Source organism: Nocardia sp. NPDC056564 (assembly GCF_042793755.1).
Taxonomy (GTDB): Bacteria; Actinomycetota; Actinomycetes; order Mycobacteriales; family Mycobacteriaceae; genus Nocardia.
This window is the reverse complement of record NZ_JBHTUR010000009.1, coordinates 108416-127234: the sequence shown is the minus strand read 5'-3', so window position 1 is coordinate 127234 and position 18819 is coordinate 108416. Positions and strand designations below refer to the sequence as shown.

Annotated in this window: 17 protein-coding genes and 1 tRNA gene; 8 read left to right on the top strand and 10 right to left on the bottom strand. The window is 65.2% G+C overall.

Annotated features, from left to right (window positions below; genetic code table 11):
* Positions 1-2: 2 nt before the first annotated feature.
* The 5 genes from ACFQ9K_RS23030 to ACFQ9K_RS23010 all read right to left on the bottom strand — a co-directional run bounded on the left by ACFQ9K_RS23030 (position 3) and on the right by ACFQ9K_RS23010 (position 3477).
* Positions 3-665, bottom strand: a complete 663-nt coding sequence (locus ACFQ9K_RS23030; protein WP_378983557.1) for a hypothetical protein — start codon at positions 663-665, stop codon at positions 3-5.
* A 68-nt stretch (positions 666-733) separates the two neighbouring features.
* Entirely contained in the window at positions 734-1192 is a 459-nt protein-coding gene (locus ACFQ9K_RS23025) for a CinA family protein (RefSeq protein WP_378717067.1), read from the bottom strand.
* A 54-nt stretch (positions 1193-1246) separates the two neighbouring features.
* Positions 1247-1537, bottom strand: a complete 291-nt coding sequence (locus tag ACFQ9K_RS23020; RefSeq protein ID WP_378717068.1) for a hypothetical protein — start codon at positions 1535-1537, stop codon at positions 1247-1249.
* 57 nt (positions 1538-1594) lie between these two features.
* Positions 1595-1924, bottom strand: a complete 330-nt coding sequence (locus ACFQ9K_RS23015) for a plasmid stabilization protein (RefSeq protein WP_378717069.1) — start codon at positions 1922-1924, stop codon at positions 1595-1597.
* A gap of 77 nt (positions 1925-2001) precedes the next feature.
* Positions 2002-3477 carry an aminotransferase class I/II-fold pyridoxal phosphate-dependent enzyme gene (locus ACFQ9K_RS23010; RefSeq protein WP_378717070.1) on the bottom strand — a complete coding sequence of 492 codons (1476 nt, stop codon included), beginning with the start codon at positions 3475-3477 and terminating at the stop codon, positions 2002-2004.
* A 173-nt stretch (positions 3478-3650) separates the two neighbouring features.
* Here ACFQ9K_RS23010 and ACFQ9K_RS23005 point away from each other — a divergent pair, with 173 nt between their 5' ends.
* From ACFQ9K_RS23005 to ACFQ9K_RS22995, 3 genes are all read left to right on the top strand, one after another.
* Positions 3651-5108, top strand: coding sequence for an MFS transporter (locus ACFQ9K_RS23005; protein ID WP_378717071.1), 1458 nt, complete (start codon positions 3651-3653; stop codon positions 5106-5108).
* Between the two features lie 50 nt (positions 5109-5158).
* The gene (locus tag ACFQ9K_RS23000) at positions 5159-5809 is read left to right on the top strand and encodes a class I SAM-dependent DNA methyltransferase (RefSeq protein WP_378717072.1); all 651 of its coding nucleotides are present in this window, start codon (positions 5159-5161) and stop codon (positions 5807-5809) included.
* A gap of 240 nt (positions 5810-6049) precedes the next feature.
* Positions 6050-6763 (top strand): PAS and ANTAR domain-containing protein, encoded by a 714-nt coding sequence (locus tag ACFQ9K_RS22995; protein WP_378717074.1) that lies wholly within the window; start codon positions 6050-6052, stop codon positions 6761-6763.
* A gap of 2 nt (positions 6764-6765) precedes the next feature.
* On the opposite strand, the gene ACFQ9K_RS22990 is transcribed toward ACFQ9K_RS22995, so the two are convergent.
* Positions 6766-7503, bottom strand: coding sequence for a GAF and ANTAR domain-containing protein (locus tag ACFQ9K_RS22990; RefSeq protein ID WP_378717075.1), 738 nt, complete (start codon positions 7501-7503; stop codon positions 6766-6768).
* A 237-nt stretch (positions 7504-7740) separates the two neighbouring features.
* Between ACFQ9K_RS22990 and ACFQ9K_RS22985 the strand changes: the two genes are divergently transcribed.
* Positions 7741-7814 (top strand) — tRNA-Pro (locus ACFQ9K_RS22985).
* A 229-nt stretch (positions 7815-8043) separates the two neighbouring features.
* On the opposite strand, the gene ACFQ9K_RS22980 is transcribed toward ACFQ9K_RS22985, so the two are convergent.
* On the bottom strand, positions 8044-8193 hold the full coding sequence (locus ACFQ9K_RS22980) for a hypothetical protein (RefSeq protein WP_378717076.1): 150 nt from the start codon (positions 8191-8193) through the stop codon (positions 8044-8046).
* The gene (locus ACFQ9K_RS22975) at positions 8190-8354 is read right to left on the bottom strand and encodes a hypothetical protein (protein WP_378717078.1); all 165 of its coding nucleotides are present in this window, start codon (positions 8352-8354) and stop codon (positions 8190-8192) included. Before ACFQ9K_RS22975 ends, ACFQ9K_RS22980 begins: the two co-directional genes overlap by 4 nt.
* Positions 8355-8624: 270 nt before the next feature.
* On the opposite strand from ACFQ9K_RS22975, the gene ACFQ9K_RS22970 reads away from it, so the two are divergent.
* From ACFQ9K_RS22970 to ACFQ9K_RS22955, 4 genes are read left to right on the top strand one after another with little or no spacing between them, the layout of a single operon-like run.
* On the top strand, positions 8625-9488 hold the full coding sequence (locus ACFQ9K_RS22970) for a M48 family metalloprotease (RefSeq protein ID WP_378717079.1): 864 nt from the start codon (positions 8625-8627) through the stop codon (positions 9486-9488).
* Positions 9489-9529: 41 nt separating this feature from the next.
* Positions 9530-10981: a DUF4041 domain-containing protein gene (locus tag ACFQ9K_RS22965; RefSeq protein ID WP_378717081.1), complete on the top strand. Its 1452-nt coding sequence runs from the start codon at positions 9530-9532 to the stop codon at positions 10979-10981.
* 26 nt (positions 10982-11007) lie between these two features.
* Positions 11008-11376 carry a hypothetical protein gene (locus ACFQ9K_RS22960; protein ID WP_378983554.1) on the top strand — a complete coding sequence of 123 codons (369 nt, stop codon included), beginning with the start codon at positions 11008-11010 and terminating at the stop codon, positions 11374-11376.
* A complete protein-coding gene (locus ACFQ9K_RS22955; protein WP_378717083.1) occupies positions 11373-12674 on the top strand; it encodes a tetratricopeptide repeat protein in 1302 nt (433 codons plus the stop codon). The genes ACFQ9K_RS22960 and ACFQ9K_RS22955 overlap by 4 nt, the downstream gene beginning before the upstream one ends.
* A gap of 778 nt (positions 12675-13452) precedes the next feature.
* Here ACFQ9K_RS22955 and ACFQ9K_RS22950 read toward each other — a convergent pair.
* Positions 13453-14496 (bottom strand): Wadjet anti-phage system protein JetD domain-containing protein, encoded by a 1044-nt coding sequence (locus tag ACFQ9K_RS22950; protein ID WP_378717084.1) that lies wholly within the window; start codon positions 14494-14496, stop codon positions 13453-13455.
* Positions 14486-18805, bottom strand: coding sequence for a hypothetical protein (locus ACFQ9K_RS22945; protein ID WP_378717086.1), 4320 nt, complete (start codon positions 18803-18805; stop codon positions 14486-14488). Before ACFQ9K_RS22945 ends, ACFQ9K_RS22950 begins: the two co-directional genes overlap by 11 nt.
* Positions 18806-18819: the final 14 nt, after the last annotated feature.

Sequence of the window (18819 nt, the reverse complement as noted above, 5' to 3'; positions counted from 1 at the left end):
TCTCAGCGCAAAAGATACCGACTGGTCGGCACTACGTCGATGTCGCGGTCGGCGCCGAATGTGTTGACGCTCTTCATCAAACGCGAGATGCGCCGCGTCAGCTCGGCGTCGTCGCCGGCGCTGCCGTAGAACGCGTGCGGGTCGGTGAGGGCTTCGATCGGGAACAGCTCTTCGACGAGGGCGGCGACGTCGGGCGCCGCTTCGGTGACGGGTTCGAGGACGAGATTCTGGATATAGCCGAAGGTCGCCTGGGTGGCGATGGCGACCTCGGTGTGCTCGATGCGCCAGCGGTGCAACCAGTCGGCGGGCGACAGGGTGTCGGGCCGGCGCAGAAGAGCGACATTGGCCAAGCCAGGGGCCCGTTCCCGGACCGGCACCGCCGGGGGCTCGATCGGCCTGACCTCCTCGACGTGCCAGCCGACGACCCGCTTCGAGACGGACGCGAGAATATCGGCGACCGCCCCGATTTCGCGGCGGTCCGCGACCCACACGCTGACCACCGCCGCCACCGGTTCGTCGAACGTGGTCAGCCGCAACATCGCGGTCTCCACCGCCGCATCGGAGATGTTCGCCTGCACCGCAACGGCTCCGGCGGCGACGAGCCGGTCGGTCAAATCCTCGGCGAGGAGGTCGCCGGCGTCCCAGAGTGCGAACATCACCTTCATCGCGCGACCGCTTTCTGCAACAGGTTCTACTTCTGCGCAGCGTAGCTCAAACCCCTCGGCCCGCGCGGCTAGCCGAACGACTTTGCCGCCGAGAGCAATAACCCGACCGCGTGCCGCACCGACCGGTCGACGACCCCTTCCGGCTCCCCGTCGTACTGGCGATGCTCGGCTTGCACGCCCGCGCGGGTCGCCACGGCGAACCAGACCGACCCGGCCGGCTCGCCGTCCTGCGGATCCGGGCCGCCGACACCGGTGGTCGCCACGGCGAGGTCGGTATCCATCAGTGCGCGAACACTTTCGGCCATCGCGCTGGCCGCCGTCGCGGACACCACCGGCCCTTCGGGCACCTCGAGCACCCGATACTTGACCTTCGTGGAATAGGCGACTACTCCCCCGCGGAACCACTGGGCCGAGTCCGGCGCGGCGCCGAGCGTCGCGGCCAGATTTCCGGCGGTCAGCGATTCCGCGACGGCGACCGTCAGGCCGTCTCGCTTGGCGAGTTCGGCCAGTTTCACCGCGGACTTCACTCGCGGTACCTCCTACTGGTGCGCACGTGCGGATGATGAGGCCGGCGAACCCGGTCAATCGGGCGGCTCCTGGACCTCGTCCTGCGCCGAACCGAGCGGGAGTTCGTCGGCGGCTTCCGCGTTCTGCTCGTAGCTGCCGGGGCCGAGATCCTCGGCCGCCCGCTCGATCGAAGCCGGGTCGGGGGTCGAGGGCGCTTGCGCGGCTTGGATTTCCGCGCCGATCCCGTCCGATTCCGTCGCGACGGCGAGCTCGGCCCGCAACCGTCCGGCGGCCGCGGTGTCCCCGCTGCTCTCGGCGGCGGCGATATCCTCGTGCAGCTGTTCGACCACTTCTTGCGCAACCATCGGTTCTCCCTACGAACGATTCCGTGGCGAGCCCGGCTCGCCACGCGTGAGCGAGATTCAGCCCTTGCCGAGCGCCTTGGCCAGCTGGCTCTTGTTCATCTTCGAGCGGCCATCGATATTGCGTTTCTTGGCCTCGTTGTAGAGCTGGTCCCGGGTCGGGCCCTTCGGCCGGTTGGTTCCCGAACGCTGCCCGCCACGTTGCTGCGGCGACTTGTCCTGGACCGAGGACCGGCTGGCGGTCTTCGACTGGCCGGACTGGGCGCGGTTCTTGTTCACCGTGCGCGCGGCGATCTCCTTCGCGCGTTTGACCGACGCTCCCTGATCCCGCTCGGAATCCTTGATGTGCTCGTACTGCCGCTCTTGTTTGGCAGTCCATTCCTTCGGCATGTCGATCACCTCCTTCGCGGCGTATACCCGGTCGGTTTCGCCGTAATCGGCCGTCTGTGCAGGGGCGATTGTCGAGGTCACCGCGCGGTGACGCGGATCGTGCGCAGCTGCGGGTCGGCGGCGTCGGGGACGTTCATCCCGGATCGGCGGCCGGTGCGCAGGTACTCGACGACGGCGGCGTTGAGCCGTTCACCCGGCACGACCGCCGGTATGCCCGGCGGGTAGGGCGTGAGCTGCTCGGCGGAGATACGTCCGGGCGCCTCGTCCAGCGGCACGGCTTCGGTGCGGGCGAAGAACGCGTCCCTGGGCAGCAGCACCGTTTCGAGTTCGAGTTCGCCCGGTGCGGGCAGCGAAATGCGGGGTGGCTGTGGATCTTTCAGATCCCTGCGCCACGCGCTGAGGGCGTCGGCGAGCGCGGCGATCGTGTGCCGGTCGTCGGCGACGGACAGCGTCGCCAGGATGCGGCGGTGGTCGCTGAGTCCGACATCGATGCGCCGGTGTTCGCGCAACCAGTCCGCTGCCCGATACCCGGATTCCCCGGTGCCGGAGACGTCCATCAGCACCTGCATGCGGTCCAGGTCGTGCGACGCCTCGACGCCGAGCAGTTCCTCCTCCAGCACCGCGACGCCGGGAATCTCGGACAGCGCGGTCCGCGCCTCGTCGGCGACGCCGAGCGCGGCGTCGTATATTTCGCGCCCGTGCTGGACCATCTGCCTGCGCCAGCCATCCAAGGCCGAGTAGATCAGCACGTTCGGGCTGGTGGTCATCAGCAGGTCGGCGCACGCGCTGAGCCGGGCCCGGTCGATCAGATCGCCCTGCACGTGGAAGACCGAGCCTTGTTCGAAGCCCGCGCCCATCTTGTGCACGCTCACCACACAGACATCGGCGCCCGCGTCCATCGCCCACGTCGGCAGGGCCGGGTGAAAGGGCAGATGCGCGCCCCACGCCTCGTCGACGATGAGCGGTTTGCCCCTGGCGTGGCATTCCGCGGCGATACCCGCGATATCGGCGCAGGTGCCGTACGGGCTCGGGCTGACGATCAGCGCGCCGCTCGCGTCCGGATTCTCCGCCCAGGCGCGGCGGACCTGCTCGGGCGACGGCGGATGGGACAGGTGGTGCTCGGCATCCCAGCGCGGGGTGATCCAGTGCGGGCGGACGCCGGAGAAGATCAGGCCCGCCACGATCGATTTGTGACTGTCCCGCGCGACCAGCAGGCCGCCGTCGTGCCCGCCGGCCACCGCCATCATCGCCGCCTTCACCGACAGCGAACTGCCGCAGGTGGAGAAGAACGCCATCTCCGCGCCGACCGCGTCGGCCATCAGCTCCTCGGCCTCGCGCAAATAGCCGCCGCGCATGAGCCGATCGTCGAGGCCCCCGCTCATCAGGACATCGGAGCCGAACGCGTCCGCGCCGAGCACGTCCAGCACCCGCTTATCGGTACCGCGCCCTTGCCGGTGGCCCGGCGGGGTGAATCCGTACCGGCCCAGCTCGTGATAGTCCGCCAGCGCCTCGACCAGCGGCGCCCTGGTGTGATCGTGCACGGCTCTCGTCACAGACACCCTCCTCTTGGCTGATGGTGCCCTCGCGGTACCCCGCACGCTGTCGATCACACATGGCGGGAGCGACTTGTCAGCTTGCGATTCCGCCCGCCGATCCCCCGGATATCGCGCTGAATACTTGTTCACCCGTCGGGTAATCGGACGGCACTGACCGAAGGCGGGTGGCTGTGAAGACGATATCGACCGACATTCCGGCGCGACTGGATCGCTTGCCGTGGTCGCGCTGGCACTGGATGGTGGTGATCGGGCTCGGGTCCGTGTGGATCCTCGACGGCCTGGAGGTCACCGTCGTCGGCAGCGTGGCGAGCAGGCTCTCCGAACCGGGCAGCGGCATAAGCATCACCGCCGCACAGGTTTCCGGGCTCGCGGCGGCGATGTACGTGGCCGGCGCCGGCTGTGGCGCGCTGTTCTTCGGTTGGCTCACCGACAGATTCGGGCGCAAGAAGCTGTTCCTGATCACCCTCGCCGTGTATCTGTTCGCGACAGCCATGACCGCCCTGTCGTTTTCGATGTGGTGGTTCGTCATCTTCCGCTTCCTCACCGGCTTCGGCATCGGCGGCGAGTACGCGGCGATCAACTCCGCCATCGACGAGCTGATCCCGCGAAAGTATCGGGGCCGCATCGACATCGTGATCAACGGAACGTTCTGGCTCGGCGCGGTCGGCGGTTCGCTTTTGTCCATCGTCGCGTTGAACACTGACCTGTTCGCGCCGAACATCGGCTGGCGCTTGACCTTTGCGCTCGGCGCGGTGTTCGGTCTGGTCATCCTGGTGGTGCGCAGGCACGTGCCGGAGAGCCCGCGCTGGATGTTCATCCACGAGCGCGAGGACGGGGCGGAGCGGACCGTCGCCGACATCGAGGCGCAGGTCCGCGCCGACACCGGCCGCGAGCTGGAGGACGTGTCCGACCAGCGGATCGAGATCCACCAGCGGCGCACGATCAGCTTCCGTGAGATCGCCGAGGTGATGGCCAAGCACTACCCGAAGCGCAGCGTGCTCGGCCTCGCACTGTTCATCGGGCAGGCGTTCCTCTACAACGCCATCACCTTCAATTACGCGCTCATCCTGTCGAAGTCGTTCCATGTCGCCGACGATCGGGTCGGCTACTACTTCGCCGTGATCTGCTTCGGCAACTTCCTCGGACCGCTGCTGCTCGGCAAGCTCTTCGACACCGTCGGGCGCAAGCCCATGATCGCCGGCTGCTACCTCAGTTCGGCGGTCCTATTGTTCGGCACGGCTTGGCTTTTCGCGGCCGGAGCGCTGTCGGCGGTGACGCTGACCGCGTGCTGGACCGCGGTGCTGTTCGTCGCCTCCTGCGGTGCCAGCGCGGCGTACCTGACGGTGAGCGAGATCTTCCCGATGGAGACGCGCGCCATGGCCATCGCGTTCTTCTACGCGATCGGGACCGTCGCGGGCGGCGTAGCCGGCCCACTGGTGTTCTCGAAGCTGGCCGCCGACGGCGATGCGGGCAAGATCGCGCTCGCCTTCGTCATCGGCGCCGCCGCGATGTTCGCCGCCGGACTCGTCGAGCTGGCGTACGGCGTCAAGGCGGAAGGCCGCTCGCTGGAGGACATCGCGAAACCGCTCAGTGCCGGCTCGGGCGAGCGCGCGCCGCAGGCTTCCTAAATTGTCTCAGACAGATTAATCTGGAGGCCCGTCACGCCGAAGGGACACCGATGTCAGCCGCCATGCCGCACGCTCCGGCCCGCGCCTTCAACAGCCTCGTCACCCACGGATGGAATCGGCTGGCCCGGGTGTACAACATCCCGCTGGTGCAACGGGTCGCCTACCGGCCGCCGCAGGACGAGATCATCGGCCGGCTGCGGCAGGCCGATATCCGGCGGATCGCCGATGTCGGTTGCGGCACAGGGATTCTCGCGTCCCGCATACAGCAGGACCTGCGGCCCGACGTGATCTACGGCTGCGATGCCTCCGTCGGCATGCTCCGGCAGGCGAAAGCGCGCTCGGGCCAGGTGCATTGGATCAATCGACGCGCCGAGGACCTGGGCCTGCCCGAAGGCGCGGTCGACGCCGTCGTCTCGACGCACGCCTTCCATTTCTTCGATCATCCGGCGGCGCTGGCGGAATTCCACCGAATCCTCACTCCCGGTGGGCTGCTCGCGATCGTCCTGATCAATCCGCGCCACCGGTTCGCGCAGCTGCTGCAGCCGACGCCGATTCAGAACGTCGCGCACTTCCCGTCGCCCGACGCGATGCGGGTTCTGTTCGAAACGGCCGGATTCCGGGTCACCGAGCAGCGCCCCGTCCGCAGACCGCTCCCCGCCCCGCTCGTGCCGGATGTATTGACCGTCGCCCGCCGCGTCTGAGCGGCGTAGCACAGTGCCACAACCGATCGCGATGCGGAACCGCACCGCGCGGATCGACCGGCTGCCCGCCCCGCTGCTCCGCATGCACACTCTCTGAGCGGGGCACCAGGCTGCCTTGCCGACGAACTGTCGGTACCCCTGGGTAATCTAGTCGACCGGACCGCGCTGCCCCAGACCCCGCCAGCCGACCGAAACCGAAATCGATACCGACATCGGTCTTAGGCGGAGAGGGGCAGGTTGTTGGATCAGTCTGTTGAGGTACCCGAAAGAAAGCGCGGCGGCGAGGCGCAGGAGCTCGCCGGACCCGACCCGGTTCGGCCGGCCGAGGAAGTGCTGGGCGCGGGCCGATCGCAAAGCGCGGGCACCTTTCGCTTCTGGCTGGCCGACCAGCGGTGGGAATGGTCCGACGAGGTCGCGCTCATTCACGGCTACGAGCCGGGCACCGTCCGGCCGTCCACCGAACTGCTGCTGTCACACAAGCATCCCGACGATCGCCAGCAGGTCGCGAACACCATCGCCCGCACGGTCGAGACCGGCGAGCCGTTCTGTAGCCGGCACCGGATCATCGACACCCGAGGTGTCCTGCACCACGTGCTCGTCGTCGGCGACGACATGCTCGACGAGAACGGCCACGTGATCGGCACCTCCGGCTACTACGTCGACATCACCAACGCGCTCGAAGAAGACCGCAGGCAGACCCTCGACGGGGCGCTCCCCGAGCTGTACACCGCGCGCGCCGCCATCGAACAGGCCAAGGGCGCGCTGATGCTCATCTACGGGATCACCGCCGACCAGGCGTTCCGGGTGCTCACCTGGCGTTCCCAGGAGACCGGGACGAAGCTGCGCGCGCTCGCCACCCAGCTCGTCTCCGAGGTCACCACGATGGAGGGGTCCATGGTCGAGCTGCGCACCCGCTTCGACCACCTGCTACTCACCGTGCACGAGCGCATGTGAGCTCAGCGCGGGCGGTGATGCTCCAGGATCTTGCCCGGGTCGACGGTCCGGTCGACCACGGCCCGGGCAAGCTCCGGCAGCCGCCCGCGGGTGCGCCGGGCGTAGCCGCGCAGCGCGTCGAACGCGGACTCCGGATCGAGATCGCCATGCGCCGCGAGCATGCCCTTCGCCTGCTCGATCACGATCCGGCTCTGCATCGCGTGCCGCAGCTGCCCGTTGACCGTCTTATGACCGGCCAGCAACCGCGCCTGCAAGATCGCGATACTCGCGATATCCGCCAGCGCCTGCCCGACCAGCAGATCATCCTCGGTCAAATGTTCCGCACCGGTGCCGAACAGATTCAGCGCGCCCACCCGGTCCGCGCGCAACCGCAGCGGGAGCGCGTACACCGACTGAAAGCCGTCCAGCAGAGCCTGTTTCGCGAACGCGGGCCACCGCTCCCGCGCCTTCTCCAGATCCTCCACGATGACCGGCTCACCATTGCGGTACGACTGCACACACGGCCCGTCCTGTGCCTGGATCTGCAATAGCTCCAACCAGTGCGTCGCCTCACTGGTCGACGCCAGCACCTTCATCTCGTCACCCTCGCCGGCCAGCAACACCGCGGCGGTATCGACCGGTTCCAGCAACTCGACGGCGCGATCCAGCAGCTCCTGCACCACGTCCACCGGGTCGTAGTCCTCCACCAGCGAGTCCGCCAACTGCACAAACGCCTCGACCAGTCGCCGCTCCCGGTTCATACCCGCCATCTCCTTCCATCCCGCCGGCCCCCACAAGGCCCGGCCGTTTTCGTCCTGACGGGAATGCCCCCACCACTCCCCGCCAATCGCCCCACCCACCCCGACCCCCATCACACCCCCTGCGCCCGACCAGGATTCACCCCCGCCCACCCCCACCGCCACGCCGTTAACCAGGCGATTCGCTCCCCCGGCCTTACCTGAGGTAATCTTTTCGAGCGCCCAACAACGGGCGCGGAACGGGCTGTGGCGCAGCTTGGTAGCGCACCTGACTGGGGGTCAGGTGGTCGCAGGTTCAAATCCTGTCAGCCCGACAGAGAGAAACCCCTCCTGACCTCGGTCGGAGGGGTTTCGTCGTTATTCGACGATGTGGAGCTTGGGACCAATCGGCCTGCCCCATGCGTGCGAGCAGCTCCGGTAGCCGAGGTCCGCCGTTCGGCATGGTCACCGGAAGATGACCGAGCGTTGGAACCACGCGCAGGCGCCATGCAGGTTTGTAGGCGTCACCGGCGGACTTTCCTCCAGACCGGCCATCGCGAGGTTTCAAACAGCGTTGCCGTAGTCCTTGAGCGTCAAGGTTGCCGTCATCGGATCGACGCCACGGGCGGCGGCCTGGCGGATCTTCTCGATCCATTCCTCGGCCTCCTCCCGAGTGTCGAACGAATCCGACTTCGAAGGACGCTCCTTCGTCACCGGATCCGTCCAGCACACCCGAGCGCGGAAAGACGAAACCTGAGTGTGCTGGCGATATCGGATCCGCGGACGGTGAACCAGCTCGTCAGTGATCGGGCAAGCGTGGAAGCGATTCCCCCGGCGCCGAGGGCGACGACGAGGACATCGTAGAGATCGCCCATCTGTCCCTAACGGATTCCGATCGAACCACCGGACAGATCTGTGTCCTTGTCTATCGGCCCTTGCTCGGATAGCGATCGCGCTAAGCTAACCTGCCGAAGCGCGACATCGATGGGGGCATGATGGTGGCTGGCGACGAACCGTACGAGCAATCGAAATCGGCTGGGGCCCAACCTGACTCGCGAGCACTACACGCAGCCGGCGCTCCCCGGTTGCGTCGGGGGCTGCATCTGTCGACCGCAGGGACCCTCGTTATGGGCCTACCTGGGTTCGTGCTGAGCCTGATCGTCGTGGGTATGGTGCCGACCCTGCTCGCCGCGGGGAACCCGGCGATTTGGACGGTGCTGACCGTGTTCGTCGTATCCGGGGCGGCAGTGTTCTTCGGGCCGACGGAGTATGTGATCGCCCGAGCCCTCTTCCACTACCGCCTGCCGACTGTCGCCGAGGCACAGCGCCTCGACCATGCGTGGAATCTGGTCACCCATAGCGCTGGAGTCCGGGCGGACAAGTATCGGCTTTGGGTGGAGGATTCCAAAGACCTCAATGCCTCTGCCGCGGCCGGGCATATAGTAGCGGTGACACGCGGCGCGCTCACGTTGCCGGCGCACCAGCTCGAGGCGTTGCTCGCGCACGAGCTCGGGCACCATGTCGGCGGGCATTCCTGGGCGACCCTTCTGACGTATTGGTATTCCTTACCTGGCCGGGTGTTTGTCGTAGTTATGCATTGGACGACGCGGATGGTGTTCGCCTTGTTCGCTGGCTTCACTTTGGGTGCTGCTGGCGGCGAGGCGACCGGTTGCCTGGTCGGCCCCCTCGTGCGCCTGTTCCCGTTTCTTTGGCTGGCACTGGTCACTCTGTTCTTCTATTCGATCCACCCGCTGCTGGTTCTGTTGTGGTTGGTTCCGTTCGCGCTGGCCTGGTTCAGCCGATATCAGGAGATCGACGCGGACCGGGTAGCCGGCCAGCTAGGGTACGGCCCGGCTCTGCTCGAAGTTCTCTACAGGTGGCTGCACGCCGGGCACGACGATGTGCGCCGTCGGAACGGGTTGCGCGCCAACATGTTTGCTAGCCATCCTTCGTGTGCGGCGCGGATACGCGCATTGGAGAGGTACCTGAACATCCAACAGTGCCCGTAGCGGCAGTCTCGAAACAGCAACTGCGACAAGGGGGATCACAAATGACTGTTCCACCGAACTGGTACCCGGACCCACAGCACGAGGGCTTTCTCAGGTATTGGAACGGCGCGGAGTGGACCGGTGACCGCGCACAAGTCGGTGCGCCTGGTGCCGAGCACAGCCAGCGTGGCGGATCGATCGCAACAAACGTCCCGTTGTTCGGCGCCCGCGGGTTCGCGAAGAAGCAATCGCAGGAGCTGGCTGACGCGCTCGCCGAAATCCGAAGACTGCGAGCGCAGTTGACTAGCACCGGTGGACTCGAGCTCGCAGACCTGCAACAGCTGCGTGATCAACTGGGCGCGCAGGTTTCCGAGCAGCAGGTGCTGTTGGACGACCTGCGCAAGCAGATCATCCACACCCGCGAGGAGCAGGTGCTGCAGGAGATCGGTATCTACGAATACCGGCACCCCCTCTCGGACTCGTTCGCCTACCGTGAGCAGCTGAAGCACCTTCAAGGAGAGATCAAGGACATGGCGCGCCGCGACGGAGGCGCAATCGAATCGATGGCCCCTTGGGTGGTCAACAACTCGGTGACCGAGGGACGCAAGATGGTCCGCGAGTATTCGACGCTCATGCTGCGTACGTACAACGCCGAGGTCGACATCCTCGTCAGAAGTCTCAAGCCGTACAAGCTGGACAACGCGCTGGACCGCATCGACAAGGTCGCCATCGCCCTCGAGAAGCTGGGCAAGACCACGAAGCTGCGCGTGGCACCGAAGTACCACCAGTTGCGCCGCCGGGAGCTGGAAATGACCGCCGATCACCTCCAACTGCTCGCGCAGCAGAAGGAGCGCGAACGCGAGGAACGTGACCGCCTCCGCGAAGAGCGCAGAGCTCAAGAGGAGCTCACACGCGAACGCGCGAGGATCGAGAAACAGCGCCAGGACTACAGCACCGCTCTCGCCGCGCTCGAGGCCGCAGGCAACCTCGGCACCGCCGACGCTGACGACCTGCAGGAAAAGTTGGCGGGAGCGGAACAGGCCCTCAGCGCGATCGACTACCGGGTCTCCAACATTCGCGCAGGGAATGTGTATGTCGTCTCCAATATTGGCGCGTTCGGCCCTGGGGTGGTTCAAATCGGCATGACGCGCCGATGGGATCCGGAAGATCGCATCCGTGATCTCAATAGCTCTGCGGTGCCATTCCGATACGACGTCCACGCCAGGTTCTATGCCAAGGACGCGGCCGGAATCGAAGAGGAGTTGCATCGCCGACTGGCCGACAAGCGCGTCAACAAGGTGAACCCGCGTCGCGAGTTCTTCTACGCCACACCCGCGGAGGTCCGCGCACATCTAGAAGATCTGATCGGACAGTTCCTCGAGCCCGGGCAACTCCTGGAATTCAACGAGCTGGCCGAAGCCGAGGAGTACTACCAGAGCCGTACTGCCCACAGGGGTGCCTCGAATAGCGAGGCCGCCGGCAGTGCGGCTTCTCCTGTTCCGCGCACCCGATGAAGCTCAACGACAGGAAGAATCAACCCATGCCAGAACCCAAAGGCCAGTTGACACTTCACACTAACGGCAGTGCTGACGACCTTATCGAACTCCTCGAGTGGTTCAACGAAGACGACGACCTTCGAGGTCGAGTGGAGTTGCCTTCGAACGGAATCCGCCAGGGACAGATGGGCGATCTCTACGATGTCCTCGTCGTCGCCCTCGGCGCCGGGGGAATCGCGTCCGCGCTTGCCCGATCACTGACGAGCTGGTTCACCGTCCGCGGATCCGATATCGCCATCACACTCAAAATCGACGGCCACACCGAACTGACCCTCGACGCCAAACGTATCAAAGCTCCCGAGGTCGCTCAGACTTTGCAAAACATGCTCCAACGGCCCCGCGACCCGCAATGACCTCAGCACCCACCCGTAGCCGCTGGCGAGCCGTTCTCGTCGGAGTCAGCCAGTACGACGACATCGAGTTCCCCGACATCCCCGCGGCGCTCAACAACGTCGCCGACCTCGAGCGGCTCTTGACCGCGCCCGCCGGCGGTGGACTTGCCGAAAACCATTGCCACGTCCTCACCAACCCGGACAGTACCGAGGTTGGCCTCGCAGTCGGCTCCGCGGTACGGGAGGCTGAGGACGTCCTGCTGGTGTATTACGCCGGGCATGGCGTCGTCGACCGACGCGGACAGCTGTATCTGGCGTTACCCGGCAGTAACAAGGAACAGCCGAAATGGAGCTCTGTCCCGTTTTCCACCCTCCGCGATGACCTCGTGGGCAGCCGAGCCCGAACCCGCATCCTGATCCTGGATTGCTGCTTCTCCGGGCGCGCGTTTGAGGCCATGAGCACGACATCCACGCTCGTGCAGGGTCAGATCGACATCCAGGGCACCTACACCATCGCCTCCTCGGCGCGAACCGAACCTTCAGTCGCGCCCGAGGGCCATCGCCACACCGCCTTCACCGCCGCGCTACTCAGCGCCGCCGCCAACCCCGACCTCACCCTGGACGAGCTCTACCGCACAGTCGACCAGATCCTGCTCCGCAACGGTTACCCCCGACCCCAACGTCGCAGCGTCAACGTCGCAGGCGACCTGCGACTGTTCACCACGTCATCCATCCGACCGGTCACCGAAGGCACCATTGCCGCGTCGACCGCCACACCCACCGACAGCCCCCGCGAAACATTCGAGCGTGGCAAGGTCCGAGCTGAAGCCGGCGACCTCCCGCAAGCCGAAATCCTCTGGCGCAGCGCCGCATTGCAGGGCCACACCGGCGCGATGAACAACTTGGCCAACCTGTTGCACACCCAAAAGAAAATCCGCGAAGCACACGACTGGTGGCGCAAGGCCGCCGAGCAGGGCAATGCCGAAGCCATGGGCAACCTGGCCAACCTGTTGCACGAGATCAAACACTTCGGCGACGCCGAAAGCTGGTGGCGCCGAGCCGCGGACGTCGGCAACACCGACGCCATGTACAACCTCGCCATCATGCTCGACAAGTCAATGCTCTTCGATGACGCGCTCACCTGGTACCGGCACGCCGCCGAGGCCGGACACCCCGACGCAATGCACAACCTCGCCATCCGACTCCGCTACCGCGGTCAACTCCCCGAAGCCGCCACCTGGTGGCAACGCGCCGGGCACAAACGCGCCCAGCGCGCCAACGAGAAGCTGCGGGGTCTGACCTCCAAACGACAGTCGTAGCCGTTGACGAGGAGCAAATGCGGCCGAAACTGTGCTGATGCGGGCATGCAAATGCGCAGATGAGGAGCCAAACGTGCATGGTTTCGGTCCCTTCGGGCTTTCTGAACACCGACAGTCGCTTCATCCCGCCCTGAGCACACATGCCAACTTCGTTGTCCGGCGGCCAAATCCAGCGAATCGCCGCCGCGGTCGAAGCTGGCACCTGGATCCATCGCCGACAGCGGCGCACTGTCCTGCTGCGTCTACACCACCACCCGACAGCACGCCAGCGGTCCTGAAGACCCCGGTCGATCCCGCATCCGGCTACACCGAAATGGCTCTGCTGCGCCGCTGGCGCTGCGGTTGTGTACTCCACCGAGCCGGTCGACTTCTTGATCTCACGGCGGTACTTGTCGACGGTCTGCTGTTTCAACGAACGGCGTCACTCGCGCCCAGCGCGATCGCCCGATCTGGATGTCGATCTTCGGGCCGGAGAAGCTGGTTCGCCTACTAACTGTCGGGCGAGTGCTTCTCAAGTGCCTTCTCAGCGGTAGTTGGCCGGTCGGTGTGCAGTGGTCGTCGCGGGCATGGAGACGTGCGCTCTTTCACAGGCCGGAAGCAAGCAGTGACGTCCGGCGGATAGACGGTGTCGGCGCTTTCTTCGAACCTGCCCTTCGGCCATTGGAAGCCATTGAAGAGTTTGGCGGCCGCGGGCGGCAGGTCGAGGTACCGACCGGTCGGTGTTTTACTCAGGCATAGCGGTACGACGGCGCCGATCGCGTTGGCTGCGCCCACCGGATCAGCAGCTGAGAGTCCAATCGGCAGGTGTGGTCGTAGCGAGAACCAAGCATCCGACGTTCTCCTGCACAATGCGCTGGCGCGCTTCGACGATACCGGCAAGGTCCTGACCGAGCGGTCCTGTTGCCCATGAACGGATCCAGTCGAGTGTTGCTGCGCCGGGTCGACGGCTGGACTCGTCGTTGCGGCGTTTGCCAGTGGCGAGTGCCAGCCGATACAGACCGCAGGCTGGTTCGAGGGCAGGCATTCCCAGTTGCTGAGCCCGTTTGGCAGCCGATCGGGCAACTCGGAATCCTCCGGCGTCGACATCGCCGAAGTACCAGCATCGCTGCGGCCGAGGAGCATCCGCTAATGCAGAGAGCCGGGTGGCGACTTGATTTCCTGAACCCCAGATGATCCGGCCATCGAAACCGGTCTCGCCCGCTCGTGAGCTGAGCGATGAGTAGGTCGTGTAGTTCTCCACGATCAACCAAGCACGATCGCCGAGAACCATTTGCTCGACTGGCGGCCAGCACGGAAAAGATGCCAGCAGTTCCCAGGTCAACCGGCCGGGCCCGAACATCCGCGAGGTGACGATCGTGTCGAGTGTCTTCTCGTGATCGAAGATGTCCAGGGACCGTTCACGCATCGGCTCGATCGCCTCGGTACGATGCGGTATCCAGGAGTTGATGGCAATCAGGTACCGCCGTTCGGATTCACTCAGTTTGCCGTGGTCCCACAGGGTTGCGGCCCATGCCATCTCCAGATGCCAGACCGGCGCCTGTCGAGCGGGGCGTTGTGCCACCGAGGATTCGACTCTGCCGACATACCCCGGGAGCGGCGGTGTGGTGGTGCGATCCCAGGCGCCTTTGGGCAAGGTGATTTCGCCGGCCTCGGACAGACTGGTGATCGCGTCCAGCACACGGGTGCGCCACCCCACCGACGCCGCCGCCGTCCTATCCACTGCGGCAGCCGCGGTGAGGATCCTGTGCAGCGGTGTCCGAAGGGTCGATTGCGAGCGGACCTCGGCGAGAATCGCAGTGGCCAAAGCGGGTTCACGGTTCATTGCGGACTGCACTGACGATGTCGAGAACCTGGGTGTTACTGGCATCCGGCAACACATAGGCCCGGCCCGGCCGGGTAGCAGACGGACGCTTGTGCAGGGCGGCGATTCTCGGGAAAGTGGTGACCGCGCCCAGGTCACCCAAACCGGTCCAGAACACCAGTTGGACCCCACACGCTCGCGCGACCCGGCGTTGCAAATCCAGGAAGGGCAGATAATTGGCCTTCCCGACGGGATTGTCCAGTGGTAGAACTCCGCCCGCCGTTCCGGTTCGGTCGCCGGTGCGGCGCTCTGCACGCAACCTCGCGAGTACACAGAACAGGACCAGTGACGCGGTGAGATTCTCGCCTCCGGACCATTTTCGCATCTCCTCCACCGGAATCCGGGCGGTCGGTTGATCCGGCGCCGGCTTCAAAATCGTCGCTCGGAACCCGTCCGGGACCGCGACTTCGGTGGCACGCCAGAGCAACTCCGCCGGATCGGCCTCGATCCGGCGGGCTTGAACCATTGCGTCGATCAGCTCACCGACGCGCAGCCCGATCTGTTCACGCGATGGACGACTGCGGGCTTCGACGATTAGGAAGCGTTTGTGCTCCCAGGGCCCGATCCCGGCTGGCAGCTCGGACAGCGTGGCGGCTCGGGTGAGCACCGATAGTGCGTCGTCGACCAAGTCGATCATCCGAACAACGACATTGTCCTTGTGCTGTTCGACCTGAGCGAGCTGCTGCACGATCGCGCTCTTCCGCATTTCGAGCGCGTCGGTGAGTTCTGGGATCCGGTCGGCTACTCGATCGAGATGACCTTTGTCCCAGAACATGTCACGCAGCTGGCGGACGGCGCTGCCGTGCTCGTCCTCGGCGACCGCCGCGAACTCATCGGTACCCGCCCAGCGGCTAAGTTCGTCCGCGCGCTCGCGTCGTGCCCGTTCGGCGGCATTGAGGACCGCGGATGCCGAACTCAGGGCGTCGAGCATCACTCGGGTGCGCTGCCTGACTTCGGCGTTGTCATCGGGAACGAATGTTGACGAGGCAGAGGCGGCTTCGATATCGCGCAGCAATGCCGCTTGGTCGTTGAGCATTTGGCCTCGGTTCTCCGCGAGACCAGCCTCGGCAAGCGCTGATTTTCGGTCGCCGTCGACGCGGTGGCGCTCGGATTCGCGCACGGCCATCTCATCGGCTTGCGCGTCCGCGAGCAGTGTCGCGTGGTCCCGGTTCTTCGGATTGTCGGCAGTGATAATACCTCGGGGGCGTTCAGTCTCTGCCTTTGCTCGTCGGTCTCGGGCGATGCGCCATCGTTCATTGGCGACCCCCAGGTCGGACTGTGCCCGAGTGTGAACGTGCGCTGCTCGCGAGCGTGCGTCCGATCGTGCAGCGCTGTCAGCGGCTGCAGTAGTGGCAGCGAGTTCGATTGCGCGACATCGGGTCTGATCGTCATTGGTGTTCCAGGCGGAAGCGGCACGAGTCACCTCCTCCTCTGCCGTGAGCACCGCTTGTCGCAGTGACGATTCGGGAAACTGCTCACGCAGCTGCTTTTCGAAGACTGCCAGCTTGGTGCGGGCGGCTTCGATAGTCAGATCGCAGATCGGCGTAGGTTCTGGCAGTCCTTCCAGTTCGGCGCGGAGATCGTTCCGTAGCCTTGTTGCCAGCCGAATATCGGTCCCGAGTTGCTCGACGCGACCTGCTGCAACCTTTTGCCGTTCCGCCTCCTTCTCCTTGGTGGTTCGAGCCCGGTCTGAGTCGCGGGGAATGGCAGCGAGCCGGATTCGACTCGGCGCCATCTGTTCTCGTTCCACCACAGCCGCACGCCGTACTCGCGGCAATACACCGTCCAACCGCGCCAACTGTTCGCTCAGAGCCGAAATCTGCTGCTCGATCTGCTTCGCTTCGTTCTGGACAGCACTCAGCGCGTCCGCGGCAAGCCGCTCCTCGGATTCCGCATCGCCCAGCTCGGCGGCGGCCGATTCGACTCGGGAACGAAGTCCACCGAGGCCGTCCGGAGGGAGGTCGTCACACCAGGCACTGATCGCGGATCGGCTCGCCAGGTCGGCATCACGACGTGCTGTAAGTGTTTCGACCTGCTGTTGCAGTACCTCGCGATGGTTCGTGCGCTGCCTCATCTCGGCTTCGCCGGCTGCTTTGTCGTGTTGCGCCGCAGCGGGGCCGACGACTGTCTTGGGTACGTATCGGTCAGCGAAAGTTGTTGCGCTCACGATGACGATGAGCTCATCCGCGTCCGCGATGGCGTGTGCAGCCGCTGCCACGTGGTTCGAGTCACCGTAGACGATGACGCCATCAAGGACCTCCGGCATCTCTGCCAGATAGCGCTCGTGCTCGCTCCTGTCGATGTGCTCGGCCAGATAGCGCCACCCGGACACGGCAGTGATTTCCTGGTCGGCAAGCGCCTTGATGGCCGTTTCGACGCCAAGTCTCGGGGGCAGCAGTCCGAAATCGGTCAGCGAATGAATGGCTCGTTCGCCTCGGGCCCGCTCCTCGCCGAGGCCGACGAGTTCCTTCTCGTCCCCCGCGATCGCCTTGGTCAGCTGCGTGACAGCATCGTCGCTACTCGCTCCGAGATCGACCGTATCTGTCTGCAGCAGCAGACGAAGCCGAGCATTGTCGGCGAGGTCTGCTGCCCGCGTTGTCAGTCGATGCAGCTCAGATACCAACCTGTCCGATTTCTGACGGGTAGTTGACAACTCGGTGCGTGCCGTTTCGTTTCGCGTGCGAGCAGATTCGATCTGAGGGGCGAGCTCGTCTCGTTGCGAATGCAGCTGATCGCGGTTCGTTCGTGCCGTGGACTGCGCTGTGAGCAGCCGATTCTCGGCGTCGCCGAGCCGCTCGTCCGGGTTGAGGATGCCCTCGGTCACCATCTGCTGGCACTCGTCGTCGAACTGCGTGAGCTGAACTCGCAAGCGCTCGGATTCCGCGTCCAAACCGGCCAGCACGTTTACGGCCCGATCACGGAGTTCTTCGGCGGTATCTCGCTCCACCGCGGCTGATTCCTTTACCGACTCCAGTTCCGCGATGTCCGCTCCAATCTTGTCGATCGCGATCTGGATCGCGGCTGCGAGGACTTGCTTCGCGCCATTGCATCGCTCCACCAGGGGGAACGCGCCCTCCGCTGCCGTTTTCAACGTAGACGCCTGCGCGTCGCGTTCCGCTTTGCGCTGCTCGAGCTGGGCGTACTGCTCGACGGCAGCCCATGCGCCGACTTCGCGCTCGGCCTCCTCAGCTGCCGCCTTAGCGGCCTTCGCGGCCTCCTCGGCGTCGGCGAAATCGAATTCCGTGATGTTGTAGAGGTATTCGTTCCGCTGGTTTCGCGCCGAATCGATCTTGGCTCGAACTTCACGGAGCTGACCTTCCAGCAGTTCTGCGCGATCTGCCGCGATGGCTGATCGCTGTTGCGCCTGAGCCGCCGTTTCCAGCAGAGCCCGCTTGAGTGCGGCTGCTCGGAGAATGACCTCATTCCTGCGCCCAGTCGCCGCAAGCCACTGCCCGTGGGCCTCACCGAACGCTGCGACTTTCGGGACAGCATCAGTACAGAATCGCAATTGTGCCGTATAGATCGGCCGTTTCGCGATTTCGACCGCAGTGTCGGCCAACAGATCTCGGACCGGCGCGACGCGCTGCTGATCTCCGACGAATCGCAGCAGGTAGCGGACGAACCTGCCCGGTGAATCGATGTCGTTGAACAGCCCGTCCATCCCGCCTTCCGCAGAATTGACCTCGGCGAAATACCGGAAGAGATCGGGATCGAATCGTCGTTCCCGCAGTGCGGTATGCCATTCGTGGATGTAGGTGGACGCCACGACGGTATTGATGCCATCAGCCGTCAAGTTCCGCACATGCGCACAGAACCGCTCCCGATCGTAGGCACCACCGCTCCGCAGCGTGAACGGCAGCGTGTCCAAGGTGGCCCCATCCACAACCGGGTCCGGATGCACACACCACCAGCTGCGTCTGAGCTTCTCCTTTCCGCGGCCGTTGTAGTCGTGTGGTCGCGAACGTCCGTCCCACTCGTATACAGCTCCAGTCAGCAGCAGTTCTCCCTCGGGGGACACCCACTCCGCCACAACGTGCGCGGTATCGCCGGCCAGCACCAGATCTTCGAGGGTGCGGTTCTTGGTGCGTGTCGCAAGGAAATCGGTCCGGGAAGGCAGGATCAGCGCCAGCAACAGTGACAACATCGTCGTCTTGCCCGCGCCGTTGCGCAGCCACACGATCGTGTCGGTCGGTTCGCCCGAGGTATCGGTGAAATCCACCATCAGGTCGGTGAACCTGTTCTCGGCGACCCCGATCGAATCGAGATACATCCTCCGCAGTCGAA